Consider the following 26,041-nt stretch of genomic DNA (forward strand, 5'->3'; position numbering starts at 1 on the left):
TTACTCCTCCGGCTTCACCACATCTACCGGGCTGATGTCGAGCAGGTCAAGCGTGCGGCGCAGCAGCCGCACCTCGCTCTCGGCCAGTTTCGAATCGGCCTTGGCGATTTCCGCCATGTGGAGCGCCAGCAGCTTGCGCCGCTCGACATCGAGATCGCGAAACAGAGCGATGGCCTGCGAACCGTTGGTCTCGTAGCCGAACTCGTTGAGATATTCGATGACTGCGTCGATGCTGGTTTCCGGGATACCGAAAGCGTCCTTGCAGATGCGCCTGAAGGCAACCATCTCGCTCTCCGACACCGAGCCATCGGCCAGGATCATGCGAAACAGCATCAAGAGTTCCGCCGACAGCACCGGGTCATCGGCAACCTTGCGCACGCCGGGGTCGCCATCGAAGATCGAGCGTATCTGGTCGAGCAATGCCATCGCCAACAGCGTCCCTTTTACTAGTCCGCCCATCGCCTATGACCCCAAAGTGCTCGGCGGCTTCGGGATAATGACATGCACTACAGGAAATCCAAGAGCAAGGTGCCTGGATAAGACGTAGCGCGGATTCGGTCTTGCGCAAATCGGGTCGCCATGATCGAAGGCGCGGCATCTCTTTTCCCGCCGGAATGCCCAGAAAATCCCGATGTTCGACCTCGCCACCCAGACCGTCATCATGCTTGCCTTCGCCGCCTTTGCAGCCGGCTTTGTCGATTCGATAGCCGGCGGCGGCGGCCTGATCACCATTCCAGCCTTGCTGCTTGCCGGTTTCCCGCCGGTTGCAGCACTTGGAACCAACAAGCTGCAGGGCATTTTCGGCACCGCGTCGGCGACCATCCACTACGCCATGAATGGCCATGTCGATCTGCGCCGTCAGTTGCCGTCCGCACTTCTGGCCCTTGCCGGCAGTGCCGTCGGTGCCTTGCTGGCGGCCTTCGTGCCCGGCGACCTCTTGCGGGCGCTGCTGCCGCTGCTGCTGATCGCCATCGCGATCTACTTCGCCGTCAAGCCCAACATGAATGATGTCGACCGCGCTGAGCGTCTGTCACCCTTCCTGTTCGGGCTGACGATCGCACCCGCGGTCGGCTTCTATGACGGCCTGTTCGGACCCGGCGCCGGCTCCTTCTACATGCTCGCCTTCGTCAGCCTCGCCGGCTTCGGCGTGCTGAAGGCGACGGCGCACACCAAACTGCTCAATTTCGCCTCCAACATCGGCGGCTTCATAGTCTTTGCCGTGGCCGGCGTCATCTACTGGAAGATCGGGCTGATGATGGGCGTCGCCCAGTTCCTCGGCGCGCGTCTCGGCGCCAGCCTCGCCATCCGCATCGGCGCAAGGCTGATCAAGCCGCTGCTGGTGATCATCTGCCTGGCGCTGGCGGTCAAGCTGCTGGCCGATCCTGCAAACCCATTACGCCAGCTAATTGGTGTATGAGCCCACGCCCTGATAGAATGCAGTCGTACGAATCATGTTGGAGGGACCACACATGAATCTTAGTGCACCCACTCAGCTTATTTTCATCATATCCCTTGTCATCGCCATCATCGGCGTTCTCGCCGCGCTTGGCGTTCTTGCGTTTATTCCCTTGGCATCGGTCTGGATTGTGCTCATCGCCTATATCGTGCTTGCCGCCGGCTGCATGATGCGTGGCGCCTGAGCACGCATATCTCAGGGCAACCGAAGCGCCCGGCCAAAAGCCGGGCGCTTTTGCTTTCGGCCCGTTTTGATTCAGATCGGAGCGTCTGCTAGATTCGGTCGGCAAAGGATGGCCGATGCCGATCGAGATGCAGCGCCGCAAGGAACAGGACCGCTCCATCGCCGGGCGATTCGAGATGCGCCGGCGGGCACCGCCGCTCGGGCTCGAGGGCATTGTGTCCGACATTTGCGGCTATCGCGAAACCGCGCCTGGCCATTTCCGCAACATCGAATATGCCTCGCTGACCGTGCCGCTGGTGATCAGCTTCGCCGAACCCTTCGCCATCGGCCTTGGCCGCAGCCCCGGGGACAATGACCGTTTCGCCAGTTTCGCCGCCGGCCTGTTTGCCGGCCCGGTGACCATCGAATCGTTCGGCGACGCCTGCTGCGTGCAGATCAACTTCACCCCGCTCGGCGCGCGCCGCTTCTTCGGCCTGCCGATGAGCGAGCTGACCGACAGCATGATCGTGCTCGACGATGTGCTTGGCGCCGAGGGCTTGGCGCTGCGTGAAAGGCTCGGCAATGCCCTGGACTGGTCGACACGTTTCGACATCGCCGAAACATTCGTCGCCACCCGTCTCGGCAATGCCGCTGAAACCTCGTCCGAAATCGTATGGGCTTATGAGCGTATTATCGCGTCCGGCGGCCGCGCCCGCATTTCCTCCATCGCCGAAAAACTGGGCTGGAGCCGCAAGCATCTCGCCGGCAAATTCTCCGATGCGACCGGCATCGGGCCGAAAACGCTGTCGCGTATCGTCCGCTTCAACCGGGCGCTCGGCCTGTCGCGGCAGGACCAAAGCGACTGGGCCTATATCGCCGCCGATTGCGGCTATGCCGACCAGGCGCATCTGGTGCGCGAGTTCCGCCAGCTCGCCGGCGATCCCCCAACGGCGCTGAGGTAACAATTCTTCAAGACGGCGGGACGGCCTTCGAACAGAGTGGGTTATCGACCAACTTGAATGAAGGAGGTTTCCATGCCCACCACCGGCGAAGCGCCCCGGCTCTACCCTGCCCTGCGCTACAAGAATGCAGGAAAAATGATCGACTGGCTGGGCGAGGCCTTTGGCTTCGAGGTCCGCGCCCGCTACGGCGAGGGCGACATCGTGCACCACGCCGAACTCACCTTCGGCTCCTCGATGATCATGCTGGGTACAGCGCGCAGCGACGACTACGGCAAGATGGTCGGCGAGCCCGGCTCCGGCGGCGGCAAGTCGATCTATGTCGCTGTCGACGATGCCGACGCCGCCCATGCCAGGGCCAGGAAGGCCGGCGCCACGATCATCCAGGAACTGACCGACCGCGACTACGGCAGCCGCGAATTCATCTGCCGCGATCCGGAAGGCAATGTTTGGTCGTTCGGAACGTATTGGCCGAAGGCGGGCGAGAAGGCTTAAACCGATGGCGCCGCTACCGCGCCAGCCCGAAAATCGCGTCGCAGTCGAGATGCGTCTCCAGCTCGGCTGCGATCGCGTCCAGCGCTTTTTCGACTTCGGCACGATAGTCGATGCCGCCGCCCTTGACGCCAAGGCTGGCAAGATATGCTGCGCGGAAAGCGTCGGCGGAAAACAAGCCATGCAGATAGGTGCCGAAAACCTTGCCGTCGGCGGAGATGGCGCCGTCATCGGCGCCGTTGATCACGGCGGATGGCCGCGCGGTGTCCGGCCCGGTGGTGCGGCCGAGATGGATCTCGTAGCCCTCGAGCGGCAGGCCGAACGGCACAGAGCGCGCGCTTGAATTGCGCACCGTCTTTTCCGGTTCCATTACCGTCTCGATGTCGAGCAGGCCAAGGCCTTCCGCTTCGGTGACGCTGCCCTCGATGCCATCGGGATCGCGCACCATGCGGCCGAGCATCTGGAAGCCGCCGCAGATGCCGACGACATGGCCGCCGCGTTTTCGGTGCGCCAGAAGATCGCGGTCCCAGCCATTCTCGCGGAACTTAATGAGATCGCCGATCGTCGACTTCGAGCCGGGAACCACCACCAGGCCGGCATCCTCAGGCAGGTGCTGTCCCGGCGGCACGAACACCACTTCGACCTGCGGTTCGGACTTGAGCGGATCGAGATCGTCGAAATTGGCGATGCGGCCAAGCATCGGCACGGCGACTTTCAGCGCCCGTTTCCCGCCTGAAGCCAAGCGTTCGAGCACCACGGAATCCTCCGAAGGCAATCGCGCCGCCGCCTTCAGCCACGGAACGACGCCGAAGCAGCGCCAGCCGGTGAATTGATCGATCGCCTTGATGCCGTCGTCAAAAAGCGAGACGTCACCGCGAAACTTGTTGATGAGGTAGCCGACGATCATTCGCCGGTCCTCATCCGGCAGGATCAGATGCGTGCCGGCGACCGAAGCGATGACGCCGCCGCGGTCGATGTCGCCGACCAGGATGACCGGCACGTCGGAACGCGTGGCAAAGCCCATATTGGCGATGTCGCGGCTGCGCAGGTTGATTTCGGCCGGCGAGCCGGCTCCCTCGACGATGACGAGATCGGCGCCCGCGCCGACCTTCGCCCAGGAGTCCTGCACGGCATCCATCAGCCGGCCTTTCAGCGTCTGATAGTCGCGCGCCCGCGCCTCGCCGAACACCTTTCCCTGGACGATGACCTGCGCCCCGAGATCGGTCTGCGGCTTGAGCAGCACCGGGTTCATGTGCACCGATGGCGCGATCCCGCAGGCCAGCGCCTGCAGCCATTGCCCGCGACCGATCTCGCCACCGCCGCTCTCACCGGGAATGTCGGCCACCGCGGCATTGTTGGACATGTTCTGCGGCTTGAACGGCCTGACCTTCAGCCCGCGATTCCTGGCCGCGCGGCACAGCCCCGCCACCAGCACGGTCTTGCCGACATCCGAGCCCGTGCCTTGCAGCATGATCGCCTTGGCCATGGCTCAGACCCTGCCCTGCGCGTCGGGAATGGTCGACTTCTGCGCCAGCGGCCCACCGCGCCAGATGTAGAGCGCGAGCAGCGGCTCGCTGCCGGTGCGCATGGCATGGCTGACATTGGAGGCGTGATGGATCACCTCGCCCGCCTGTCGGACGGTAAAGCCGCCCTCGCCCATGCGCCATTCTGTGCCGCCGGTCAGCGGAATGTAGATCTCCTCTGCAATATGATGATGGTCGGGATAGGTAATGCCGGGTCCCAGGATCAGCAATCCGGCCGCGGCCTCGTCATTGGCGAAATGACCGCGCAGCCCGAAGACTTCCAGCCAGCCATAGTTCTGCAGGAACGTTTCGCCGAAATCTGCCGCATTGTAGGTCTGTCCCCAGCACAGATCGCCGCGACGCTCCGCCAGCAATCGCACCAGCGCCTGTGCGTCCGGCGGCGCCAGTTTGACGATTCGGTCGAGCAGACCAACACAAGGCAGCGGATGCGGTTCGAGCGGACGAGCCGGCATTGTCCAGGCGATCCGGGCGACAGCGTCCCGCACCAGTGCGTCGTCCACACCCCGGAGATAGGCATGGAAGCGGTCGAGCAGTTGATCGAAATATGTCGGCACTCTCTGCTCCGTTGATCCATTCATGCACAGCCACTGCGCAGCAGGCCGGGTTGCGCGGCGGCATCATTGGTCTAGATTGGGCGGCGCGCAAAGCCAAAAACAACAGGCCAGCAGGCCAACCCCCGCCCAGGAAACACAGGGAGCACGCCATGGACGCCGCGGTCGATGCGAGCACCAGCCAGTTCGAACTCAACGAGGAGCAGCGCGCCATCCAGGAGATGGCCCAGGCCTTCGCCGCCGATCGCGTCGCGCCGAATGCGCTCGAATGGGACCGCGCAAAACACTTTCCCGCCGATGTGATCCGCGAGACCGGTCCGCTCGGCCTCGGCGGCATCTATGTCCGGGACGATGTCGGCGGTTCCGCGCTCGGCCGGCTCGACGCCGTGCTGATCTTCGAGGCGCTGGCGCACGCCGATCCGGCATTTTCCTCCTTCATCTCGATCCACAACATGGCGGCGTCGATGATCGATCGCTTCGGAAGTGACGAGCAGCGCCAGCGCTTCCTGCCGAAGCTGACCTCGATGGAATGGCTGGCAAGCTACTGCCTGACCGAACCGGGCTCCGGCTCCGACGCCGCGGCGCTGAAGACGCGCGCGGTGAAGAACGGCGACGGCTATGTGCTCAACGGCGCCAAGCAGTTCATTTCCGGCGCCGGCGACAGCGACCTCTATGTCGTCATGGCGCGCACCGGCGCCGATGGTCCGAAGGGCATTTCCACCTTCGTCGTGCCCAAGGACGCGCCCGGCCTAGCCTTCGGCGCCAACGAGCACAAGATGGGCTGGCACATGCAGTCGACCCGACAGGTCATCTTCGACGACTGCAAGGTGCCGGCGCAAAACCTGCTGTCGGCCGAAGGCGCGGGTTTCGGCATCGCCATGGCCGGCCTCGATGGCGGCCGGCTCAACATCGCCGCCTGCTCGCTCGGCGGCGCGCAATCCGCGCTCGACAAGGCGCTGACCTATACAGGAGAGCGCAAGGCCTTCGGCTCGAAGATCAACCAGTTCCAGGCGCTGCAATTCAGGCTGGCCGACATGGAAACGGAACTGCAGGCGGCGCGCATCTTTCTTTACGCCGCCGCCTCGAAACTCGACCGCAAGGGGGCGGACGCCGGCAAATGGTCGGCGATGGCCAAGCGCTTCGTCACCGATATCGGCTTCAACGTTGCCAACGAGGCGCTGCAACTGCATGGCGGCTATGGCTATCTGCACGATTACGGAATCGAAAAACTGGTCCGTGACCTGCGCGTCCACCAGATCCTCGAAGGCACCAACGAGATCATGCGCGTGATCATAGCGCGGGCACTGATCGGCCGTTAAAGCCAGCATACCGGGAGAGAACAATGACGACGATCGCCTTCATCGGCCTCGGCAATATGGGCAATCCAATGGCCGCCAATTTGGTCAAGGCGGGGTATACGGTGCACGGCTTCGATCTGATGCCGGAGAATCTGACGGTTGCGCGCGAGCACGGCGTCATTGTCATGGCCAATGCCGTTGCCGCGGTGAAGGACGCCGATGTGGTGATTACGATGCTTCCCGCCGGCAAGCATGTGCTCTCGGTCTACGAGGACATCGCGCCCAAGGCCAAGCAAGGCGCGCTGTTCATCGATTCCTCGACCATCGATGTCGAGTCGGCCAGAAAAGCCCATGCCGAAGCAAAGAAACACGGGCTGCATTCGATCGATGCACCGGTCTCCGGCGGCACCGGCGGGGCTGCCGCCGGCACCCTCACCTTCATGGCCGGAGGGTCGGGCGAAGCTTTTGCTGCCGCCGAACCGATCCTCGAGCCGATGGCCGGCCGCATCGTCCATTGCGGCGATGACGGCGCCGGCCAGGCGGCCAAGATCTGCAACAACATGATGCTCGGCATTTCGATGATCGGCGTCGCCGAAGCCTTCGTGCTGGCCGAAAAGCTCGGCCTCTCGCATCAGGCGCTGTTCGACGTCGCCTCTACCTCGTCTGGCCAGTGCTGGTCGCTGACCACCTACTGCCCGGTGCCTGGCCCGGTGCCGGAATCGCCGGCCAACAAGGATTACAAGCCCGGCTTTGCCGCGGCACTCATGCTGAAGGACCTGAAACTGGCACAGGAAGCCGCGCAAAGTGCCGGCGCGGTGACGCCGATGGGGGCCGAAGCGGCCCAGCTCTATGCGCTGTTCAACGCGCAGGGAAATGGCGGCGCCGATTTCTCAGGTATCATAAATTTCCTGCGCGGCAATTCTCTATAAGTTTCGAATTTTGCAGGGATTTTCTCGATTTTTATTGCGAAGAAAAACGGCAAATTTAGATTTGCTTAAACTCTCGATAACCCGGCGGTAACGATGTGCCTATACAACGGACGGCGAGGCGGACATATCGCATCCGCCCGGCGCTCCGGATCAGGTCTCGCGTACCGGAGCCCGTAAGTTTCGCAAGTGTATTGTTGGCGAAACGCCATGCGTATCTGGCAAAGCCGCGTTCCCGATGGGACGCGGTTTTTGCGTTTCTGGGAACTATTGCTGCGGCGTCCAGTTATATTTTGGTTGCCGTGCCTGGACTGCCGATGTGATCCTCGTCAACCAGCACGATTGGCGCCCCTCCAGCCATGATGACAAGCAGGCGCTGGTTCCATTTCCCAGCGTTGCGCACGGCATGCGACATCACCCAGCCCCATCCACGGCTACCGTGGACAGGAATGCTGAGTTGGGCGTCGCCCAAGCCGTTTCCGAAGATCTGAACGCTGCCGACCACCCAATGGCCGGCGTCAATATCTTCACCAAGCGCGGCCTTGACACGGCCATCGGCGCGCACCGTCTCCATGGTTAGCCGGTAGGCGTCGCTATTCTTCATCATGCGAGGGACGACGACGATCACGGCGGCAATACTCAGAAGCCCGATGACGAACAGGCTGAACCCGGCGATCGCCCAGTTGCGTTGCACCCTTCGGAAATGCTCGACATCGCGCCAGGATACATTCTGCCATGCCCAGCGGCTGCCCTTGGCGCCCAGCACGAAGAGCATGACGATGTTGACCAGCGGGACGAACATCAGCAGCGCGATGAATGTGTTGTTGCCGAGGCCCCAGATCCAGTTGAGGAAAAACGCGCCCCAGTTCCAGCGGTCGAGTTCTGGCGGAATATCGGCGGGCTGGTTGAGCGGCTGTACTGCCATCATCTCCCCCATCGGCAAAGACTGCCGCGCGGGAGTCTAGCGCAGGCGTGGCCAAACCGAAAACCGGCTTTCACCCCGTCGCCAAAGTCGGACAGGTGAAAGCCTCAATCAGCCTTTCGACGACAGCCGGCGAAAATTCGCTTTCACCGCGCGGCTGGCGGGTTTCAGCGCAGCGCTGACCGAATTCGCCGCCGCGGTGCCGTTGAACAGCGACGGCGAGCGGCCGGAGAGGACCTCGGGCCAGAAGCGCGCGGCCGACTGGAACAGCGCCATTTGCGCGGCAAACGCGCCTTCGGCAACAGCCGTAGCTTTCTCCTGCACCGCGCGGGCGGTTTCAGGGCTCCAGCCCCGGCCGCTCTGTGCATCCGCGGCCATCAGCGGCAGGCGCATCATCGCCACCAGCGGCGCCAGCATCAAATCCTGGCCTATCCCGGCCGCCTCCAGCGCCCGCCGGCTCTTGCCTGTCTTTGTCATGAAAATCCTGACCCCAATGCAGCCGGTCTTGGCCCGTCCCGCAACACTACGCGCGACAAGGGCTATTCGTTCCCTCTTGTCGCCACGGAAGTTGCTTTTGAGGCCGGACGCCCGGATTGCAGGGCGCCCGGCGATCGTTCCGCCTACTTCTTGCGCAGATCCGCTTGCGCCAGATCCAACGCCCTGGCGATGCGCTCGCAAGCCATGTCGATCGTCTCGCGTGTCCAGATCAGCGGCGGCGACAGGATCATCGTGTCGCCGGTGGCGCGCAGCATCAGGCCCTGGGCGATAGCGTGGTCGCGAATGGTGACGGCGGCACTGCCCGCCGGCAGGAAACGCTCCTTGGTCGCCTTGTCCTTGACAATCTCGATCGCCCCCATCAGCCCGATCGAACGCACCTCGCCGACCAGCTCGTGGCCGGCAATGCGCTCCTGCAGCGCCTGGGCGAAGTAAGGTCCGGTGTCGTTCTTGACCCGGTCGACCAGGCCCTCGCGCTCCATGATCTCAAGGTTCTTCAGCGCCACCGCGCAGGCCACGGGGTGACCGGAATAGGTATAGCCGTGGTAGAACTCGCCGCCTTTTTCGACCAACGTCGCAGTGATGCGGTCGCCGACCAGCAGGGCCGACAGCGGCTGGTAGCCAGACGTCAGCGCCTTGGCCGTGGTGATGGTGTCGGGCTCGATACCGAAGGTCTGCGCGGCAAACCATTCGCCGGTGCGGCCATAGCCGGTGATGACCTCGTCCAGCATCAAAAGCACATCGTATTTGCGGCAGATCCGTTGCACTTCCGGCCAGTAGCTCATCGGCGGGATTTTCACCCCGCCCGCCCCCATCACCGGCTCGCCGATGAAGGCCGCAACCTTGTCGGCCCCGGCCTCGAGAATGGCGTCCTCGACGGCCTTTGCCGCGCGCAGGCCGAAATCATGGTCGCTTTCGCCGGGCAGTGCGAGCTCATAGGCATAAGGCATCATCACATGGACGATGTTGGGAACAGCGCCGCCGAGCTGCTTGTGCATCGGTTCCATGCCGCCCAGCGAGGTGCCGGCGATGGTCGAACCGTGATAGCCCATCTTGCGCGAGATGATACGGTTCTTCTCGGGCTTGCCTTCCAGCGCCCAATAGTGGCGCACGAGCCGCAGCGCCGTGTCGTTGGCCTCCGAACCGGAGGAGCCGTAAAACACCTGGGCGATGCCCTTTGGCGCCAGCTCCGCCAGCTTCTTCGACAACAGCACCGGCGTCGGCGTCGAGCATTTGAAGAATGAGTTATAGTAGGGCAATTCCTTCATCTGCGCGTAAGCCGCGTCGGCCAGCTCGTCGCGGCCGTAGCCGACATTGACGCACCACAGCCCGGCCATGCCGTCGAGGATCTCGGTGCCGTCGGCATCGTAGATAAACGGGCCGTTGGCATGGGTGATGATACGCGAGCCGGTCTCGCGCAATTCCTTGTGGCCGGTGAAGGGATGCAGATGATGCGCGGCGTCGATCTGCTGAAGCTGCTTCAGCGAATAGTTCTGATAGGTCATGTCTGGATCTTTCCTCTGAAATCATTCCGGCGGCGCCGGGGCGAATTCGTCAGAGGATAGCAGGTGGTGAATAGCCAATGCGGGCGCACAACCGCAAAAGCTCGGCGCGCAACGTGCGCGGTGACGGTGTCACCGCGATCCGAAATACGCGAGCCCCAAAGGCGCTGACCAAGATCCTGACAAGAGCCATGGCCGCACCTTAGAGCAAAGGCTGGTCGAGGTGAACCACCCTTTGCTTGGCCCACGAGGGGATCCGTCTAGGCTTTGGCGGACAGCGCCCTTTGCAGGAAGACGTATTTCATCGCCGTTTGCGCCGCCTGCGGCCGGCGATCGCCGCGCCCGCCATGGCCGCCCTCGGTCTCCTCGAAGAACAGCGTCCTGCCGTGGCCGGCTTCCTGCAATCGCGCCGCCATCTTGCGGGCATGGCCGGGATGGACGCGATCGTCCGCGGTCGACGTCGTCAACAGCACCGGCGGATAGGCGGCATCGCCCGATACATGCTGGTAGGGCGAGTAGGCGCCCAGCCACTTGGCCTCTTCCGGTTGCGACGGGTCGCCATATTCGCCCATCCACGAGGCGCCGGGCGGCAGTTCGGTGTAGCGCAGCATGTCGAGCAGCGGCACCTCGATGATGACGGCGCCGAACAACTCGGGATGCTGGGTCAGAGACACGCCGGTCAGCAGACCACCATTCGAACCGCCCTGGATGCCGAGCGAGCCGGCCGTTGCGATGCCGCGCTTGACGACATCCTGCGCCACCGCGGCGAAATCGTCGAAGGCATTCTGGCGGTTGCCTTTCAGTGCCGCCTGGTGCCAGGCCGGTCCGAACTCGCCGCCGCCGCGGATGCAGGCCTGCACATAGGCATTGCCCTTTTCCAGCCACAGCCTGCCGCGCACGCCGGCATAGCCGGGCAGCAGCGGCACTTCGAAGCCGCCATAGCCGTAGAGCAGCGTCGGCACCGGACCTTCCTGGTCCCGCCGCCTGACGACGAAGTACGGGACCATCGTGCCGTCCTTCGAACGCGCCTCGAACTGTTCGGAAATCAGCGGCGCTGCATCGAAACGCGCCGGCTGCGACTTCACAGTGGCCAGCGTCTCGCCATCGTCGTCCGACCAGATGATCGAGCTCGGCGTCAGGAAATCGGTGAAGGAGAAGGAAACGCTGGAGCCGAAATGCTCGGCATGGGCGATCCCGACATTGCCGTTTTCGGGCAACGCCACCGGCTTGAGCGACCAGCCTTTCCCAATGCGCTCGGCGACGATGACCTTGCCGCGCACATTGTCCATCAGGTTGATGAACAGCCGGTCCTGCGTGCGGGCAATGCCGGCGATGGACACGCGATGCGCCGGCTCGAGCATGGTTTCTACAGGTCCCAAATCGCCGGTGTCGATCCAGCGTTCGAAATCCAGGGAATAGAGCCCGTCAGGTTGGCACTCGGTGCCGTCGGGTGCGGTCCACGGGCTGCGAACGCTGAACACAAACCGGCCCTTGAACAGTGCGGTGTCGGTAACATCGTCCGGCAGCGGGATGCGCCGGTTCTCGCCCGATGGCAGGCGCAGGAAGCTGTGCGAAGAAAAGAAGGCGATCGCGCGGGCCAGAAATAAATACTGTCTGTCGCCGTCATATTCGACCCCGACACCGGCCGCGAGATCCTGCTTCTCCGCCTCGAAGATCGGCGTCGCGTCTTCCAGGCGGGTGCCGCGCCTCCACAGCTTGACGACCCGCGGATAGCCGGACTGGGTCTTGTCCACTTCCTCGAAGGCGGCCGAGACAAGGACGGTGTCCTTGTCCAGCCAGGAAAAGCCGGACTTGGAGGCGGGAGCCTGGAAGCCGCCCTCGACGAAGGATCTGGCCTCAATGTCGAACTCGCGCATTTCGCTGGCATCGCCGCCATCCGGCGACATCGCCACCAGGCAAAGGTTGAAATCGGGATAGAGACGGCTGGCGCCGCTGAACACCCACTTCACACCCTCCCTGGCCGACAGCACGTCGAAGTCGATGATCGTTTCCCAGTCCGGCTTCTCGGTCTTGTAGGAGGCGACCGTCGTGCGGCGCCAGAGGCCGAGCACATTGGTCTTGTCCTGCCAGAAATTATAGACATGGCCGTTGAGCGCAGCGCCGACCGCAATGTTGTCTTCGGCCGTCATCAGGTCGAGCGCGGTCTCGAACTCCGCCTGGTAGGACGGGTCGCCCTGCAACTCGCCCACCGTCACCTCGTTCTGGCGGTGCACCCAGTCGAGCGACTCGTTGCTGGTGCGGTCCTCCAGCCAGAGGAAACTATCGTCCGCAGCGGCATCCGTCTGGCGTTTTGTCGTCGATTGGGTCACGCATGGTCTCCAAGCTATTGGCGGGCGGCCCTGCCTACATCGCGTCCCAGGCGGTTTTATTCAAGATGGTGACGGAAGGTCATTAGCACCGACGGGAGTAAGCCCTGTCCCTGGGAAAGCCAGTCAGGCGTTTTGGCGCTTGAAGGATCGGTAGAGCGCAAAGCTCACCAGCAGCGCATCGAGGCCGGCGATGACGACAGGCAGGCCGAGCGGACCGATGACCTGCATCAACGCACCGGCACCAGGTGGCCCGACAATGCCACCGGCGCCCCACATCAGCGCGAAGGCGGCGTTGCCGGCGACCAGCACCGTTCCCTTGAAGCGGCTGCCGAGTTCGACCAGCGCCATCGTGTAGACGCCGTAGCCGACCGCGCCCATCACCACCTGCACCGGCCACACCAGCGGCGTGGTGATCAGCACCGGCAGCGACAACGCACACGCCGCCGTCGCCAGCGCGCAAAAGACGATCATCGCCCGGCCGCCGAAGCGTTCGGCCATCAGCCCGAGCGGAATCTGCAGAAGGATGTTGCCGGCCGACAGCGCCATCACCAGCGCCGCGAGCTTTGCCTCGGGAAGCGAATAGCCGGCGCCGAAGACCGGGATCAGCGAATAAGTGCTCTGCTGCACCGCCGCCGAAACCAGCACCGCCAGCAGCAGTGCCGGCGCCAACATGGCAAAGCCGAAAAGGCCGCTGGCGGGCTGACCGTCATCCTCGAAGCCGGTCAGCTTCGACGACACCGCGCGCAGGATCAGCGCGCAGAGCCCAAAGCCTGCTATCGCGGCAATGAAGGGTGGCCATCCCGAGGCGCCGACGGTGATCAGGATGAGCGGCCCCGCTGCGTAGCCGGCGCCCATCAGCGCATTGAACACACCCATCACCCGCCCGCGCCGCGACGGCGGCGCCAGCGACAGCGCCCACACTTCGCCAAGCACATAGAGCGGGTTGATGACCACGCCGACGAGAAAGCGGATGACGAACCAGGCGACCCAGTCCTGCAAATAGCCGATCCCCAGAAAGCACAGCGCCCCGATCAGCGAACAGCCGACAGCGAGGTTGCGGGCGCCGAACTGCCGCACCGCCGCCGGCACGAAGGACGCCGACAGGATCAGGCCGACCGGCATCATAGCGGCGGAAAGGCCAATCAACGCCGGCGACATGCCCTGCCGCTGCATCAAAAGCGTGAACAGCGGATAGCTTAAGCCTTGCGCGGCGCCGAACATGGCAAGTGCCGCGGTGACGCCGGCAAGCGCCGCCCATTGCGTCGCCGCTTCGCCCTCGCTCGACTCGGTCGCGGCCATGCTGCCTTTCCAGTGAATTGCCGACCCACCAGCGGCAAACCACTGAGCTAGCGGTTCGTTTCTGGGAAAGGAAGAGCCGCGGACGAAATCCCCTTGCGCCAAGCGGCCCAGTGGGCGCGTCCTGTCAGCCTGTTCCGTCAGGCTTGTCAGCTGTCGCAGACTGCCCTTCGATCATGTCGCTTCCCTCGTCCTAGTGGTCGCCGCCTCCGCAATAGCCGGATGTCAGCCGGTCCATTATGCCGCCCGCTACAAGCATTGTACGAGGACCATCATGACCGCTGCCCTGCACCCAGCCGAACCGCCTTTGGCAACCGACCGCGCCCGTCGCGGTGGCCGCGCGGGCAAGCGCGCCGGCGGCTCGGCCGCCTTCGAGCAGCCGGCTTTCCGGCAGCTGAGAAACCCGCTGACGCCGACCAAGCTGGTCTCCGACGACGAGCTGGAATCGATCCACCTCGCCTCGCTGCGCGTCTTGAGGGAGATCGGCGTCGACGTGCTGCACGACGAAGCGCGTCGCATCATGAAGGAAAATGGCGCTGACGTGACCGCGGGCAGCGAGCGGGTGCGTTTCGACAGCGACATGATCCTCGATCTGATCTCGAATTGCCCGTCAGAATTTACGCTGCATGCTCGCAACCCGGCGCACAATGTCCGCTTCGGCGGCAACAATGTGATCCTGTCGATGATGGCCTCGGCGCCGAACTGCTCCGACCTCGACCGCGGCCGCCGCCCGGGCAACCAGGCCGACTACCGCAACTTCCTGCGCCTGGCGCAGATGCACAACATCCTGAACTGCACCGGCGGCTATCCGGTCGAGCCGACCGACATCCACCCGTCGGTGCGCCATCTCGAATGCATCCGCGACCTCGCCACGCTGACCGACAAGGTGTTCCACATCTATTCGCTCGGCAAGGAGCGCAATGTCGACGGCATCGAGATCGCCAGGATCGCGCGCGGCATCAGCCACGAGCAGATGCTGGAAGAGCCGTCCGTCTTCACCATCATCAACACCAATTCACCGCTGAAGCTCGACGTGCCGATGATGGAAGGCATCATCCAGATGTCGAGCAAGGGCCAGGTCGTCGTCGTCACGCCCTTCACCCTGTCCGGCGCCATGGCGCCGGTGACCATTGCCGGCGCGCTGGTGCAGCAGAATGCCGAGGCGCTGTCGGGCATAGCCTTTGCGCAGATGGTGAAAAAAGGCGCGCCGGTTGGCTATGGCGGCTTCACCTCCAATGTCGACATGAAGTCCGGTTCGCCGGCCTTCGGCACGCCCGAATACATGAAGGCACAGCTGGTCGGCGGCCAGCTTGCCCGCCGCTACAAGATCCCCTACCGCACCTCCAACACCTGCGCAGCCAACACGGTGGACGCCCAGGCCGCCTATGAAAGCGTGTTCTCTTTGTGGGGCGCCATCCAGGGCGGCGGCAATCTGATGATGCACGGCGCCGGCTGGCTGGAAGGCGGCCTGCGCTGCTCCTACGAAAAGACCATCCTGGACATCGACCTGTTGCAGATGGTGGCAGAATTCCTGACCCCGCTCGACCTCTCCGACGAGGCGCTCGGCTTCGACGCCATCCAGTCGGTCGGCCCCGGCGGCCATTTCTTCGGCACCCAGCACACGCAGGACCGCTACAAAACCGCCTTCTACTCGCCCATCCTCTCCGACTGGCGCAATTTCGAGACCTGGGCGGAAGCCGGCTCGCCGACCGCACTGGAAAAGGCCAACAAGGTCTGGAAGGAACGGCTGGCGTCCTACGAGGAACCCTATATGGACCCGGCGATCCGCGAAGAACTAAACGACTTCGTCGAAAAGCGCACGTCCGAAGGCGGCGCACCGACCGATTTCTGAACGACACAGAGCGCAGCGTTCGTCACGCCGCTGGCCAACACCTGATTCAATTTACCCAAAAACGGATCTACCTTTATGAAATCTCACGTAAAAGCGGTTGTCATCGGTGGCGGCGTCGTCGGCTGTTCGGTGCTCTACCATCTGGCCAAGGCCGGCTGGACCGACATCATGCTGATCGAGCGCTCGGAGCTCACCTCCGGCTCGTCCTGGCATGCGGCGGGCGGCTTCCACACGCTGAACGGCGACCCGAACGTCGCCAAGCTGCAGGCCTACACAGTCCAGCTGTACAAGGAGATCGAGGAGATCTCCGGCCAATCCTGCTCGCTGCATTTGACCGGTGGTGTGATGATGGCCGATACGCCCGAGCGCATGGATTTTCTTCGCCTGGCCCACGCCAAGGGCCGCTATCTCGGCATGGACACCGAGCTGATCACGCCCTCCGAAGCCAAGGCGATGTTTCCCCTGATGGACGAGACGAATTTCGTCGGCGCCATGTGGGATCCGGTCGAAGGCCATCTCGACCCGTCCGGCACCACCATCGCCTACTCCAAAGCGGCCAAGAAACTCGGCGCCGAGATCGTGCTGCGCAACCGCGTCGTAGATCTCACGCAGCAGCCCGACGGCACCTGGAACGTTGTCACCGAACAGGGCACGGTTCATGCCGAGCATGTCGTCAATTGCGGCGGCCTGTGGGCGCGCGAGATAGGCCGCATGGTCGGCGTCGAACTGCCGGTGCTGGCGATGGAGCATATGTACCTGCTCACCGAGCCGATGCCGGAGGTCGAGGAGTTCAACAAGTCGACCGGACGCGAGATGATCGGCGTGCTCGACTTCAAGGGCGAGATCTACACCCGCCAGGAGCGCAACGGCATCCTGCTCGGCACTTATGAAAAGGCCTGCAAGCCGTGGTCGCCGGTCAACACGCCGTGGGATTTCGGCCATGAACTCTTGCCGCCAGACCTCGACCGTATCGCACCGTCGCTGGAGATCGGCTTCAAGCACTTCCCCGGCATCGAGAAGGCCGGCATCAAGCAGATCATCAACGGCCCGTTCACCTTCGCGCTCGACGGCAACCCGCTGGTCGGACCGGTGCAGGGCCTGACCAATTTCTGGTGCGCCTGCGCCGTCATGGCCGGCTTCAGCCAGGGCGGCGGCGTCGGTCTCGCACTGTCCAACTGGATGGTGCATGGCGACCCGGGCTTCGACGTCTGGGGCATGGATGTCGCCCGCTTCGGCGAGTGGGCCGGCCTGCGTTACACCAACGCCAAGGTGCGCGAAAACTATTCGCGCCGCTTCTCGATTCGCTTCCCCAATGAGGAATTGCCGGCAGCGCGCCCGGCGCAGACCACGCCGCTCTACGACACCATGCTCGCCAACAACGCCGTCATGGGCGACAGCTGGGGTCTGGAAACGCCGCTTTGGTTCGCGCCGAAGGGCAAGGAGCCGAAGGACATCGTCTCCTTCCACCGTTCCAACGATTTCGGCCCGATCGGCGAGGAAGTACGCGCCACGCGCGAACGTGTCGGCGTTACCGAGATCGCCAACTTTGCCAAATACGAAGTGTCGGGACCTGCGGCTGAGGATTTCCTCAACCGCCTGATGACCAACCGCATGCCGAAGATCGGCCGCATCGTGCTGACGCCGATGATCAACGAATTCGGCAAGTTGATCGGCGACTTCACCATCGCCAAGGCCGGCGAAGACCGCTTCATGATCTGGGGTTCGTCGGCCGCGCAGAAATACCACATGCGTTGGTTTGAAAAGCACCTGCCGAAGGACGGTTCGGTGCGCATCCACCGCTTCGACCAGACGCTGGTCGGTCTCTCCATCGCCGGTCCGAAATCGCGCGACCTCTTGCAGAAGCTGGTCGATGTCGACATTTCGACCAAGGCCTTCCGCTTCATGGACTTCCGCGAAATGGCGGTCGGCGGCGCGCCCTGCATGGTCAACCGCATCACCTACACCGGCGATCTCGGCTATGAGATCTGGATGGCGCCTGCCTATCAGCGCCTGGTCTATAGGGCGATCAAGGACGCCGGGGAAGAGTTCGGCCTGGTCGATTTCGGCATGCGCGCCCTGCTGTCGATGCGCCTGGAAAAGAACTTCCCTACCTGGTTCCGCGAGCTTCGGCCGATCTACGGGCCGTTCGAAGGTTCGATGGACCGCTTCATCAAGCTCGAGAAGAACGACTTCATCGGCCGCGAGGCCGCCGCCAAGGAACAGGTGGAAGGCCCAAAGCTGCGCCGTGTCTCTTTCATCGTCGATGCGGCCGATGCCGACGTGATGGGCGACGAGCCGATCTGGGCCAAGGTCAGCAAGGATTTCGGCACGGTCGAAAAGCCGCATGGTTACGGCGCGCCGCGTTTCGACACGGCGGGCAAGGAGGTCCGCGGTTCCAAGGCTGCCGAGGGCGCTTCGGCCGTACGTGGCATCGTCGATGGCGACTGGCGCGTGGTCGGCTGGGTGACGTCGGGTGGCTATGCGCATCATGTGCGGAAGTCGATGGCGCAAGGCTACGTGCCGGCTGCACTCGCCGAGGATGAAAGCGCCGGCCTGTTCGAGATCGAAATCCTCGGACACAGGCGCCCGGCCCGCATTAATGTCGAGGCGCCATTCGATCCGAGCGGCGAGAAGATGCGGACCTAAAAAGACGACAGCGCGCGTGAGATCGTGTAAGGGGCCTTCGGCAGCTGGCCGCAGGCTTTTCCCCCGATGAGAAGACGATCCCCTTGCACTATCTAGAGAAATGGACGGACTGGCTCTGCAACGGCAAGGTCGGTCCCTTCAACGCTGCGCTCTTCTGTCTCGCGGTCTACTGCCTCGTCCAGATCGCGGTGATGACGCTGTCATCCCATATCGTCGGAACCGGTGTCGGCGTCGACGATTCCGAACAGCTGATGTACATGCGCTATCTCTGGGCCGGCTACGGCGGGTCGCAGCCACCGCTTTACACATGGCTTGCCCGTCTCGTCGCCGCCGTGGTCGGAACGAATATCCTCGCGCTCAAGATCGTGAAATACCTCTTGATCGCCGGGGCACTGGCGTCGTCCTTCCTTGCCGTGCGCCGGCTGGGCTATTCCAGCCGGGCTGGCACCGCCGCGATGTTCGGCCTGCTTTTGTTTCCGCAGATGGTGTGGGAGATGCAGCATGCCCTCACCCACTCCATCGCCGCCTTCTGTTTTTCAGTGGTGCTGTTTCTTGCACTCGTCGAACTGGTGCAGCGGCGATCGCTGACAGCCTATGTTTTGTTCGGCGTGGCCATCGCGGCCGCCATCCTGTCGAAATACAACAATGTGATTTTTCTCAGCGCGCTGCTGCTGTCCACCCTGTCGCTGCGCGAAACACGCAGCGTGATCCTTAACCGCCAGTTTTTGATCAGCGTGGTGGTGGCGCTGCTGCTTTGCCTGCCGACACTCACCTGGAGCCTGACGCACACCGACCAGTTGCTGTCGCACGCCCGCGGCTTCGGCATGACCAGGGAAAGCGGCGTGATAGCAACGGCATTCAACGGCATGCGCGGACTGGGTAAAGCGATGCTGTATTTCGCGGTGCTGCCGGTCGGCGTATTCGCGGTGGCTTTCCTCATCGCATGGAAGAGGCCCGCGCCAAGTCCGCAACCGACGCCGTGGTCCGAAAAACTGGTGTGGCGCACCATCGCTTTTGCCCTCGCCATCACCATCGTGTTGGTCCTGGCGAGCGGCGCAACGCAGTTTCGCGACCGCTGGATGCTTCCTGTGCTTGTGCTGCTGCCGGTTGCATTGGCCGTGCGAATGGACGCCCGGGGCAACAAGGGACGGAAGTGGCAGGACGTCATCGTCTTTGTCGGCGCAACGCTTGCCATCCTGGTGCTGCCGGTGACCTGGTACGCGCACCTTTATGGCGGCAGCAGCCGAGGCAGCATGGTGCGCATGGACTACAAGGCTCTTTACGCCCAGCTGACGGCAAACGGACCAGTCCGCACAACGGTATCGAGCTGGCACTGGTTAGGAAATCTGCGTGTCATCGATCCCGATCTCATCGTCCTCGATGAAGAGTTGCCGGACTTCAGCCAGTTGCTGAAAGAGCCGGCGGTGCTCGTCACGACGAACGACAAGGAGGATGTCGAAGCCGTCCTCGAGCTGCTGGATCAGGCTGGCTATGTGGCGGACGGCCCGCCGCAGCAGCTTGCTGTGCCGCAGCTGTTCGGCAGCGACCCGCCCACCCGCATAGTGATGGTCACGCGGCTGAAGAAGGTGGCGGCCGCGGCAGGCGCGGCACCACAATAGCATCGGCAGGGAGGGGTCGAGTGGAGAAGCAAGGGTTCGGTCGTCACCGCAAGATTATGCCGTTCGAGCCGGGCTCGGTCGCGGCCTTGCGCGACGCCTCGCGCCAGAAGGCGGCGTCGCTGAACCAGCATGTTCTGGGCTATGGCGCGCTGGCTGAGACCGAATGGCAGGCAGCAGGCATCGCAGCGCCCGACCTTGCCGCGATGCGCCAATACCGGCTCGAGCGCATCCGCATTGAACTAAAGCGCCGCGGCTATGCCGGCGCCCTGCTCTACGACCCCGTCAACATCCGCTACGCCACCGATTCGACCAACATGCAGCTCTGGGTCGCGCACAACCCGACCCGCCACTGCTTCGTCGCCACTGAGGGACCGGTGGTGCTGTTCGACTATTTCTCCTGCGAACATCTGTCCGACCATTCCGGCGTCGTCGACGATGTGCGGCCGGCAGTATCGTGGATGTATCTCTATAGCGGCGAACTGACCGAACAGAAGGTCCGCCGCTGGGCTGTCGGCATCGCCGATCTGGTCAGGGAACATGGCGGCGGCAACAGCCGCATCGCCGTCGACCACATCAACCCGGAAGGCGTCGAGGAACTCGCCCGGCTCGGTATCGCCATCGGCAATGGCGAAGCGGTGATGGAAAATGCGCGGCTGATCAAATCGGCCGACGAAATCCTCGCCATGCGCCGCGCCATCGTCGCTTGCGAAGCGGCAATGGGCGAGATGGAGAACGCGCTAAAGCCGGGCATCTCCGAAAACGAATTGTGGGCCGAACTCCACCGCGGCAATATTGCGCGCGGCGGCGAATGGATCGAAACCCGGCTGCTGGCGTCAGGGCCGCGCACCAATCCGTGGTTCCAGGAATGCTCGTCGCGTGTCATCGAGGAAGGCGACCTCGTCGCCTTCGACACCGACCTGATCGGTCCCTACGGCTTCTGCGCCGACCTGTCGCGCACCTGGCTGTGCGGCGATGCAAGGCCGTCGAACGAACAGCGCGATCTCTTCCGCATCGCCGCCGACCAGATCGCTCACAACACCGCATTGATGCACCCGGGCACCTCGTTCCGCGACCTGGTCGAGCGCTCCGTGGTGCCGCCGGGAGACTGCTTCCCGACCCGCTACGGCGTGCTCTATCATGGCGTCGGTCTGGCCGACGAATATCCGACCCTGCCGCATGCCAGCGACTGGACTTCAGACACGCCGGACGGCGTACTGGAACCGGGCATGGTGCTGTGCGTGGAAAGCTATATCGGCCGGCTTGGCGGGCGTGAAGGCGTCAAGATCGAGGAACAGATCCTGATCACCGAGACCGGCAATGAGAAGCTCTCAACCTACCCGCTGGATGCGAGGCTTCTCGGCTAGCCCGGCAAGCGCTTCCCGCAGCGCCCTGACGGTCTTTTCCGGCGTCGTCCTGGCAGTGATGAACGGCAAGCCTTTGCGCATTCCCGTCCAGCCGACGACCACCACCTTTTGTGCGGCAGGCTCGAAACGCCGCGCCAGCGCCCAGCTTTCGCAGTCGATCGCGGCGACATCCGCCCAACCCTCGGCAACGGCGACGATCGAGTCGCGATGGCCGCCGCTTTCGCTGCGTGAGGCAAAGATGTCGAGACTTTCGCCCAGCGCCTCCAGATCGCGAGTCGGCGCGATGATGCCGGACATGGAATCGAGGCTGTTGAAGGTGAAGCGCTTGCCACGGATCAGCGCGAGCGGGATGACGGGCTTGCCGTCGGCGGGCGAGCGAAGCTCCGGCCCCTCGCCTGCCCGCATCACCAGCGCGCTCGAATAGAGTTCGCCATGCCCGCCCTCGTAGGCGTCGTAGCTTGGCTGCCCGACCACCTGCACATGGCTGGAGAGGCCGAGCTCCATCGGCCCCCAACAGGTCTGCGCAAACAGCAGCGCCGGATGCAGCCAGAGCTTATGGAAATCGAGTTCGTTCGGCGGCAGTGTCGCCGGGTCGGGCGCGATCAGCTTTCCCTCGGCATCACGGATGCCGCCCGGCACCGCTGGCAGCTCACCATTGCGGCGCACGATCGTTCTCGGCGCGTCGATGCCTTTTTGCCGGAAGGCATCGCGCAGCAGCGCCCATTGCGCGTCGACCTCGCCGCGCGCTTCGGGCCAGTCATACATCGGCAAAGCCGCAACCAATTCACTCATGCCGACACTCAATCATCATGTCTCAAGAATGGATCGCACAAACGCGGCGTCCAATCAGAATTGGCCGACACGGGGTCCCCAGATGCGCGAAATTATTCCTTGGGCGGCTCGGCGGGAACCGGCGCGCTGCCAAGCCCGCTGACGCTACGCGCCCTGATGCGCGGCTTGAACGCCCTGCCCGGCTCGGCCTGGCGCCGCAGCACCGGGTGCACGATCGGCTCCTTGGCCTTGAAGGCGTAGGCTTTGATCAGCGCGAAATAGTTCGGGTAGGCATAGCCGTTGTTCATCTTCAGCCACTCGTCGCGGCAGTCGGCAAACAGCTTCGGCAGCTTGTACCAGGCCACCGTCGGGGTCTTGTGGTGGACGAAGTGCAGATTGTTGTTGAGGAACAGGAACGACAGCGGTGAGCGCTCGATGATCACCGTGCGTCCTTCAGGGTGCTCGGACCACTGATGTTCGGCGAAGGTGCGGACGGCGATCAGCGACTGACCGAGCCAGACCGGCCCCAGGATGTAGAGCCATACGGGGATGCCGAAGCCGAACTGTACGACCGGCAGTACGATGGCGAGGCCGATGGCGTGCAACAGCCACGCCTTTCGGATCGCCTTGTCGCCGGCAATCATATGCTTGGCATCGTCGATGAAGAAGCCGATGCAGGACAGCCAGGGGCCGAGGAAGAAACGGCCGACCATGGTGTTGTTGATCTTGAGCAGGAATTTCATCGCTGGCGGCAGATCGTCATGCATCCACAGCGCCTGGTAATAGCTCTCGGGATCGTCGAGCGGATCTGTCAGGCGCTCGTCGGCGTGGTGGCGCAGGTGAAGCGTCTTGAAACGGCGGAACGGCCAGACCAGGCCGATCGGCAGGAAGACGAAGGCTTCGTTGATCAGCGCGCTGCGCGTCGGATGGCCATGCAGCACCTCGTGCATGATCGACGATTGCAAGGCCAGGATGAAGCCGAGGAGAGCGAGAGCCAGGATCGGGTAAGAGGGCCAGAGCAGGAACCCGACAGCAAGCCACATTCCGTAACAGAAGATGGCGAGGACCACGGTTGGCCATTCGATGGCCGCTGCGTTGTGTCGCTTGATGCTCTTGCCTGCCATGCTATCGACCACTGTCCCTCAGTCGCCGGAACCCCAATTGGTTCCTGACAGCATTGTGTCAGGAGACGCGATTCCACTCAACGAGACAAAGTGTACAAAATGTTGCGATTGCGCATTTTTGACCGCACATGTTACACATTGTAAACAACCTTAGGGATTCATTTACGCCTAGAGCGCTGATTCGACGGCTCTGGCGCAAATTTTTCCTCTAAGAGCGCGGAGGACGAACAGTGGACAAACGGGATCTGTCAGCCATCTTTCGGGAGCGTCTCAAGCTGCTCCTGACACGGTCCGACCTCAACCAGTCGGCCTTCGCGTCAGCAGTCGGCATCGATCGATCGGCGCTGTCGCAACTGATGTCGGGCGCCTCGACGCGGCTGCCGCGCGCCGAAACGCTGCTCAACATCGCCGCCGAGTTCAAGGTCTCGCTGGACTGGCTGCTTGGCCTCTCCCAGGACGAAGGCGTCACTGGCGAAATCCGCGAAAGCCTTGAGATCGAGGAGGCGCCCGACGGTTTCGACCGCACGCTGCTCGCCAAATGGTTCGCGGAAGCCGCGGGCACCAAAATCCGCTATGTGCCGGCCGGCATTCCCGATCTTCTGCGTACACGCCAACTGGTCGACTACGAAGCCAACATCACCAACCGCAGCCGTCTGGCGCAGGCCAGCGAGACCCAGTACCGCATTGAGTACAACCGGCGCCCGGAGACCGATATGGAGGTCTGCATGCCGCGCCACACGCTGGAGATTTTTGCCCGCGGCCTGGGCGTCTGGGACCGTTTTCCAGAAGCAGACCGGCGGCAGCAGCTCGCCCATATGGCGACGCTGCTTGACGATCTCTATCCGACCTTCCGGCTGTTTCTCTATGATGGCCGCATGCGCTATTCGATCCCGCTGACCATCTTCGGTCCCTATCGCGCCGCCATCTATGTCGGCGACATGTATGTGGTGCTGAACGCCACCCAGCCGGTCCAGGCGCTGACCCGGCATTTCGACAATCTGATCCGTGCCGCCGACATCAACCCGCATGAGGCGGCAAGCTACGCGCGCAATCTGGCCGGCGCCTCATTTCCATCAGGTTCTGCCTGATCGCCAATGCCCCTAAAAGGTGCGCCGCGCGGCAATCATGGGGTCGCAAATACATTGACTGGACATAAAGACTTCTTTATATCCTTATTCCATTCGAAAATCTGAAAGCCGATCCGATGACCGCGACCAATCCCATCGATGCACTGCTGGCCGAAAAGGGTGTGCTGCTCGCTGACGGCGCCACCGGCACCAATCTGTTCGCGATGGGCCTGGAGGCCGGTGAAGCGCCCGAGTTGCTCAACGAGACGGCGCCTGACACCATCACCAGCCTGCACCAGAATTTCGTCGATGCCGGCGCCGACATCATCCTGACCAACTCCTTCGGCGGCACCCGCCACCGGCTGAAGCTGCATCATGCACAGGACCGCGTGCATGCGCTGAACAGGCGCGCCGCACAGATCGCCCGCGCAGTCGCCGACAAGGCCGGCAGGAAAGTCATCGTCGCCGGCTCGGTCGGCCCGACCGGCGAGTTGCTGGTGCCGCTCGGCGCCATGACCTATGACGAAGCGGTCGCAGCCTTCGCCGAACAGATCGAGGGTCTGAAGGAAGGCGGCGCCGAAGTCGCCTGGATCGAAACCATGTCGGCCCCGGACGAAATCCGCGCCGCGGCCGAAGCCGCCATCCGCGTCGGCCTGCCCTACACCTATACCGGCTCCTTCGACACCGCCGGCCGCACCATGATGGGGCTGCTTCCGAGGGATATCCACGGCGTCGTCGACGGACTTTCCGAGACACCGCTCGGCGTCGGCGCCAATTGCGGTGTCGGCGCTTCCGACATCCTGGCCTCGCTGCTCGACATGACCGAGGCGAAGCCGGAGGCGACGGTGATCGTCAAGGGCAATTGTGGCATTCCGGAATTCCGCGGCACCGAGATCCACTATTCCGGCACGCCGGAGCTGATGGCCGACTATGTCAGGCTGGCGGTCGATGCCGGCGCCAAGATCGTCGGCGGCTGCTGCGGCACCTCGTTCCAGCATCTTGCCGCCATGCGCAAGGCGCTCGACGCACACACCAAGGCGGATCGTCCGACTGTTGCGGCGATCGTCGAGCGCATCGGCCCGATGCGCAACAAGGTGGCGACGGAAAACACCGCCGAGACCAGCGAAGCCCGCCGCGAACGCCGTCGCAGCCGCGCCTGATATCGATCGGTGGCTGTTTCCATTATTCGCTATTTTCAGCGTAACGCGATAGCGCCGTCTTGAAATCCGTGCTGGTGCCGCCCGCGTCGCCGCCCAATGTCATCAGCGTACCCGATGCGCCGGGATCGGTGATCTGCTCAAGCATGACGCGGAAGCGGTCGTTGTTCAGCGCCGACATCGCCGTGGTTCTAGCCGCGGCCACATCATTCATGATGCGCCGAGATTCCGCTGAAGGCGCCTGCGAACCGGTCGACTGAACGTCCCTTGGCGAAGTCGCAATGTCTCTGATCTGCAATTCGGCCCCCAAAGCCCTGTATTAGCTCTTCGTAACAAGAGGAAATTGCGATCCCGTTCCGGAATTGCCGCACAATTTAACGATCCGGCATCACCCCTTTGTTCGAGGCGCGCAGGATCTGTCGAGATTGAGGTCAGGCCGGCCTGACCTGAATCTCAATGGATCCGGAAAAAGGCCGGCAGGGTTTCCCCCGCCGGCCTGCCTCACCCG

The 26,041-nt window shown here is 63.3% G+C and carries 23 protein-coding genes; 12 read left to right on the forward strand and 11 right to left on the reverse strand.

The window, feature by feature from the left end; all coding sequences use genetic code 11:
- Positions 1-432: a TerB family tellurite resistance protein gene (locus ACWGTI_RS14895; protein ID WP_454574383.1), complete on the reverse strand. Its 432-nt coding sequence runs from the start codon at positions 430-432 to the stop codon at positions 1-3.
- A gap of 199 nt (positions 433-631) precedes the next feature.
- Between ACWGTI_RS14895 and ACWGTI_RS14900 the strand changes: the two genes are divergently transcribed.
- From ACWGTI_RS14900 to ACWGTI_RS14915, 4 genes are all read left to right on the forward strand, one after another.
- A complete protein-coding gene (locus tag ACWGTI_RS14900) occupies positions 632-1,417 on the forward strand; it encodes a TSUP family transporter (RefSeq protein WP_454574312.1) in 786 nt (261 codons plus the stop codon).
- Positions 1,418-1,469: 52 nt separating this feature from the next.
- On the forward strand, positions 1,470-1,640 hold the full coding sequence (locus ACWGTI_RS14905) for a hypothetical protein (protein ID WP_454587813.1): 171 nt from the start codon (positions 1,470-1,472) through the stop codon (positions 1,638-1,640).
- A 115-nt stretch (positions 1,641-1,755) separates the two neighbouring features.
- Positions 1,756-2,580 carry a helix-turn-helix domain-containing protein gene (locus tag ACWGTI_RS14910; RefSeq protein WP_454587814.1) on the forward strand — a complete coding sequence of 275 codons (825 nt, stop codon included), beginning with the start codon at positions 1,756-1,758 and terminating at the stop codon, positions 2,578-2,580.
- A gap of 72 nt (positions 2,581-2,652) precedes the next feature.
- Entirely contained in the window at positions 2,653-3,072 is a 420-nt protein-coding gene (locus tag ACWGTI_RS14915; protein WP_454587815.1) for a VOC family protein, read from the forward strand.
- A 13-nt stretch (positions 3,073-3,085) separates the two neighbouring features.
- On the opposite strand, the gene ACWGTI_RS14920 is transcribed toward ACWGTI_RS14915, so the two are convergent.
- Together ACWGTI_RS14920 and ACWGTI_RS14925 are read right to left on the reverse strand one after the other, a co-directional pair.
- Positions 3,086-4,555 carry a cobyric acid synthase gene (locus ACWGTI_RS14920; protein WP_454587816.1) on the reverse strand — a complete coding sequence of 490 codons (1,470 nt, stop codon included), beginning with the start codon at positions 4,553-4,555 and terminating at the stop codon, positions 3,086-3,088.
- Between the two features lie 3 nt (positions 4,556-4,558).
- Complete coding sequence (locus ACWGTI_RS14925) at positions 4,559-5,167, reverse strand: dimethylsulfonioproprionate lyase family protein (protein ID WP_454587817.1); 609 nt, start codon at positions 5,165-5,167, stop codon at positions 4,559-4,561.
- 149 nt (positions 5,168-5,316) lie between these two features.
- On the opposite strand from ACWGTI_RS14925, the gene ACWGTI_RS14930 reads away from it, so the two are divergent.
- Together ACWGTI_RS14930 and mmsB are read left to right on the forward strand one after the other, a co-directional pair.
- A complete protein-coding gene (locus tag ACWGTI_RS14930; protein ID WP_454587818.1) occupies positions 5,317-6,483 on the forward strand; it encodes an isobutyryl-CoA dehydrogenase in 1,167 nt (388 codons plus the stop codon).
- A 23-nt stretch (positions 6,484-6,506) separates the two neighbouring features.
- Positions 6,507-7,391: a 3-hydroxyisobutyrate dehydrogenase gene (gene mmsB / locus ACWGTI_RS14935; RefSeq protein ID WP_454587819.1), complete on the forward strand. Its 885-nt coding sequence runs from the start codon at positions 6,507-6,509 to the stop codon at positions 7,389-7,391.
- A 283-nt stretch (positions 7,392-7,674) separates the two neighbouring features.
- On the opposite strand, the gene ACWGTI_RS14940 is transcribed toward mmsB, so the two are convergent.
- The 5 genes from ACWGTI_RS14940 to ACWGTI_RS14960 all read right to left on the reverse strand — a co-directional run bounded on the left by ACWGTI_RS14940 (position 7,675) and on the right by ACWGTI_RS14960 (position 13,936).
- A complete protein-coding gene (locus ACWGTI_RS14940; protein WP_454587820.1) occupies positions 7,675-8,316 on the reverse strand; it encodes a cytochrome c oxidase assembly factor Coa1 family protein in 642 nt (213 codons plus the stop codon).
- 105 nt (positions 8,317-8,421) lie between these two features.
- A complete protein-coding gene (locus ACWGTI_RS14945; protein WP_454587821.1) occupies positions 8,422-8,787 on the reverse strand; it encodes a hypothetical protein in 366 nt (121 codons plus the stop codon).
- Positions 8,788-8,930: 143 nt separating this feature from the next.
- Positions 8,931-10,310 carry an aspartate aminotransferase family protein gene (locus ACWGTI_RS14950; RefSeq protein ID WP_454587822.1) on the reverse strand — a complete coding sequence of 460 codons (1,380 nt, stop codon included), beginning with the start codon at positions 10,308-10,310 and terminating at the stop codon, positions 8,931-8,933.
- A gap of 257 nt (positions 10,311-10,567) precedes the next feature.
- A complete protein-coding gene (locus ACWGTI_RS14955) occupies positions 10,568-12,637 on the reverse strand; it encodes a prolyl oligopeptidase family serine peptidase (protein WP_454587823.1) in 2,070 nt (689 codons plus the stop codon).
- Positions 12,638-12,760: 123 nt separating this feature from the next.
- Positions 12,761-13,936 (reverse strand): MFS transporter, encoded by a 1,176-nt coding sequence (locus ACWGTI_RS14960; RefSeq protein WP_454587824.1) that lies wholly within the window; start codon positions 13,934-13,936, stop codon positions 12,761-12,763.
- A 271-nt stretch (positions 13,937-14,207) separates the two neighbouring features.
- Here ACWGTI_RS14960 and ACWGTI_RS14965 point away from each other — a divergent pair, with 271 nt between their 5' ends.
- The 4 genes from ACWGTI_RS14965 to ACWGTI_RS14980 all read left to right on the forward strand — a co-directional run bounded on the left by ACWGTI_RS14965 (position 14,208) and on the right by ACWGTI_RS14980 (position 21,414).
- Positions 14,208-15,785: a trimethylamine methyltransferase family protein gene (locus ACWGTI_RS14965; protein ID WP_454587825.1), complete on the forward strand. Its 1,578-nt coding sequence runs from the start codon at positions 14,208-14,210 to the stop codon at positions 15,783-15,785.
- 75 nt (positions 15,786-15,860) lie between these two features.
- On the forward strand, positions 15,861-18,431 hold the full coding sequence (locus ACWGTI_RS14970; RefSeq protein WP_454587826.1) for a GcvT family protein: 2,571 nt from the start codon (positions 15,861-15,863) through the stop codon (positions 18,429-18,431).
- A 251-nt stretch (positions 18,432-18,682) separates the two neighbouring features.
- Complete coding sequence (locus ACWGTI_RS14975; protein ID WP_454587827.1) at positions 18,683-20,050, forward strand: ArnT family glycosyltransferase; 1,368 nt, start codon at positions 18,683-18,685, stop codon at positions 20,048-20,050.
- 56 nt (positions 20,051-20,106) lie between these two features.
- Positions 20,107-21,414, forward strand: coding sequence for a M24 family metallopeptidase (locus tag ACWGTI_RS14980; protein ID WP_454587961.1), 1,308 nt, complete (start codon positions 20,107-20,109; stop codon positions 21,412-21,414).
- Here the strand turns inward: ACWGTI_RS14980 and ACWGTI_RS14985 are convergent.
- Positions 21,379-22,206: a phosphate/phosphite/phosphonate ABC transporter substrate-binding protein gene (locus tag ACWGTI_RS14985; protein ID WP_454587828.1), complete on the reverse strand. Its 828-nt coding sequence runs from the start codon at positions 22,204-22,206 to the stop codon at positions 21,379-21,381. The two genes, ACWGTI_RS14980 and ACWGTI_RS14985, sit on opposite strands and share 36 nt — an antisense overlap.
- Before the next feature lie 92 nt (positions 22,207-22,298).
- Complete coding sequence (locus ACWGTI_RS14990) at positions 22,299-23,309, reverse strand: fatty acid desaturase (RefSeq protein ID WP_454587829.1); 1,011 nt, start codon at positions 23,307-23,309, stop codon at positions 22,299-22,301.
- 230 nt (positions 23,310-23,539) lie between these two features.
- On the opposite strand from ACWGTI_RS14990, the gene ACWGTI_RS14995 reads away from it, so the two are divergent.
- Together ACWGTI_RS14995 and bmt are read left to right on the forward strand one after the other, a co-directional pair.
- On the forward strand, positions 23,540-24,397 hold the full coding sequence (locus ACWGTI_RS14995; RefSeq protein ID WP_454587830.1) for a helix-turn-helix domain-containing protein: 858 nt from the start codon (positions 23,540-23,542) through the stop codon (positions 24,395-24,397).
- A gap of 116 nt (positions 24,398-24,513) precedes the next feature.
- On the forward strand, positions 24,514-25,536 hold the full coding sequence (gene bmt / locus ACWGTI_RS15000; protein ID WP_454587831.1) for a betaine--homocysteine S-methyltransferase: 1,023 nt from the start codon (positions 24,514-24,516) through the stop codon (positions 25,534-25,536).
- A 22-nt stretch (positions 25,537-25,558) separates the two neighbouring features.
- Here the strand turns inward: bmt and ACWGTI_RS15005 are convergent, their stop codons facing one another.
- Positions 25,559-25,747 (reverse strand): hypothetical protein, encoded by a 189-nt coding sequence (locus tag ACWGTI_RS15005; RefSeq protein WP_454587832.1) that lies wholly within the window; start codon positions 25,745-25,747, stop codon positions 25,559-25,561.
- Positions 25,748-26,041 lie beyond the last annotated feature (294 nt).

It is taken from the genome of Mesorhizobium sp. ArgA1 (assembly GCF_053714375.1).

Coding starts and splice junctions, on each gene's coding strand:
- ACWGTI_RS14900 (WP_454574312.1), top strand. CDS start 632: ATGTTCGACCTCGCCACCCAGACCGTCATCATGCTTGCCTTCGCCGCC.
- ACWGTI_RS14905 (WP_454587813.1), top strand. CDS start 1,470: ATGAATCTTAGTGCACCCACTCAGCTTATTTTCATCATATCCCTTGTC.
- ACWGTI_RS14910 (WP_454587814.1), top strand. CDS start 1,756: ATGCCGATCGAGATGCAGCGCCGCAAGGAACAGGACCGCTCCATCGCC.
- ACWGTI_RS14915 (WP_454587815.1), top strand. CDS start 2,653: ATGCCCACCACCGGCGAAGCGCCCCGGCTCTACCCTGCCCTGCGCTAC.
- ACWGTI_RS14920 (WP_454587816.1), bottom strand. CDS start 4,555: ATGGCCAAGGCGATCATGCTGCAAGGCACGGGCTCGGATGTCGGCAAG.
- ACWGTI_RS14930 (WP_454587818.1), top strand. CDS start 5,317: ATGGACGCCGCGGTCGATGCGAGCACCAGCCAGTTCGAACTCAACGAG.
- mmsB (WP_454587819.1), top strand. CDS start 6,507: ATGACGACGATCGCCTTCATCGGCCTCGGCAATATGGGCAATCCAATG.
- ACWGTI_RS14940 (WP_454587820.1), bottom strand. CDS start 8,316: ATGATGGCAGTACAGCCGCTCAACCAGCCCGCCGATATTCCGCCAGAA.
- ACWGTI_RS14945 (WP_454587821.1), bottom strand. CDS start 8,787: ATGACAAAGACAGGCAAGAGCCGGCGGGCGCTGGAGGCGGCCGGGATA.
- ACWGTI_RS14950 (WP_454587822.1), bottom strand. CDS start 10,310: ATGACCTATCAGAACTATTCGCTGAAGCAGCTTCAGCAGATCGACGCC.
- ACWGTI_RS14960 (WP_454587824.1), bottom strand. CDS start 13,936: ATGGCCGCGACCGAGTCGAGCGAGGGCGAAGCGGCGACGCAATGGGCG.
- ACWGTI_RS14965 (WP_454587825.1), top strand. CDS start 14,208: ATGACCGCTGCCCTGCACCCAGCCGAACCGCCTTTGGCAACCGACCGC.
- ACWGTI_RS14970 (WP_454587826.1), top strand. CDS start 15,861: ATGAAATCTCACGTAAAAGCGGTTGTCATCGGTGGCGGCGTCGTCGGC.
- ACWGTI_RS14975 (WP_454587827.1), top strand. CDS start 18,683: ATGTACATGCGCTATCTCTGGGCCGGCTACGGCGGGTCGCAGCCACCG.
- ACWGTI_RS14980 (WP_454587961.1), top strand. CDS start 20,107: ATGCCGTTCGAGCCGGGCTCGGTCGCGGCCTTGCGCGACGCCTCGCGC.
- ACWGTI_RS14985 (WP_454587828.1), bottom strand. CDS start 22,206: ATGAGTGAATTGGTTGCGGCTTTGCCGATGTATGACTGGCCCGAAGCG.
- ACWGTI_RS14990 (WP_454587829.1), bottom strand. CDS start 23,309: ATGGCAGGCAAGAGCATCAAGCGACACAACGCAGCGGCCATCGAATGG.
- bmt (WP_454587831.1), top strand. CDS start 24,514: ATGACCGCGACCAATCCCATCGATGCACTGCTGGCCGAAAAGGGTGTG.
- ACWGTI_RS15005 (WP_454587832.1), bottom strand. CDS start 25,747: ATGAATGATGTGGCCGCGGCTAGAACCACGGCGATGTCGGCGCTGAAC.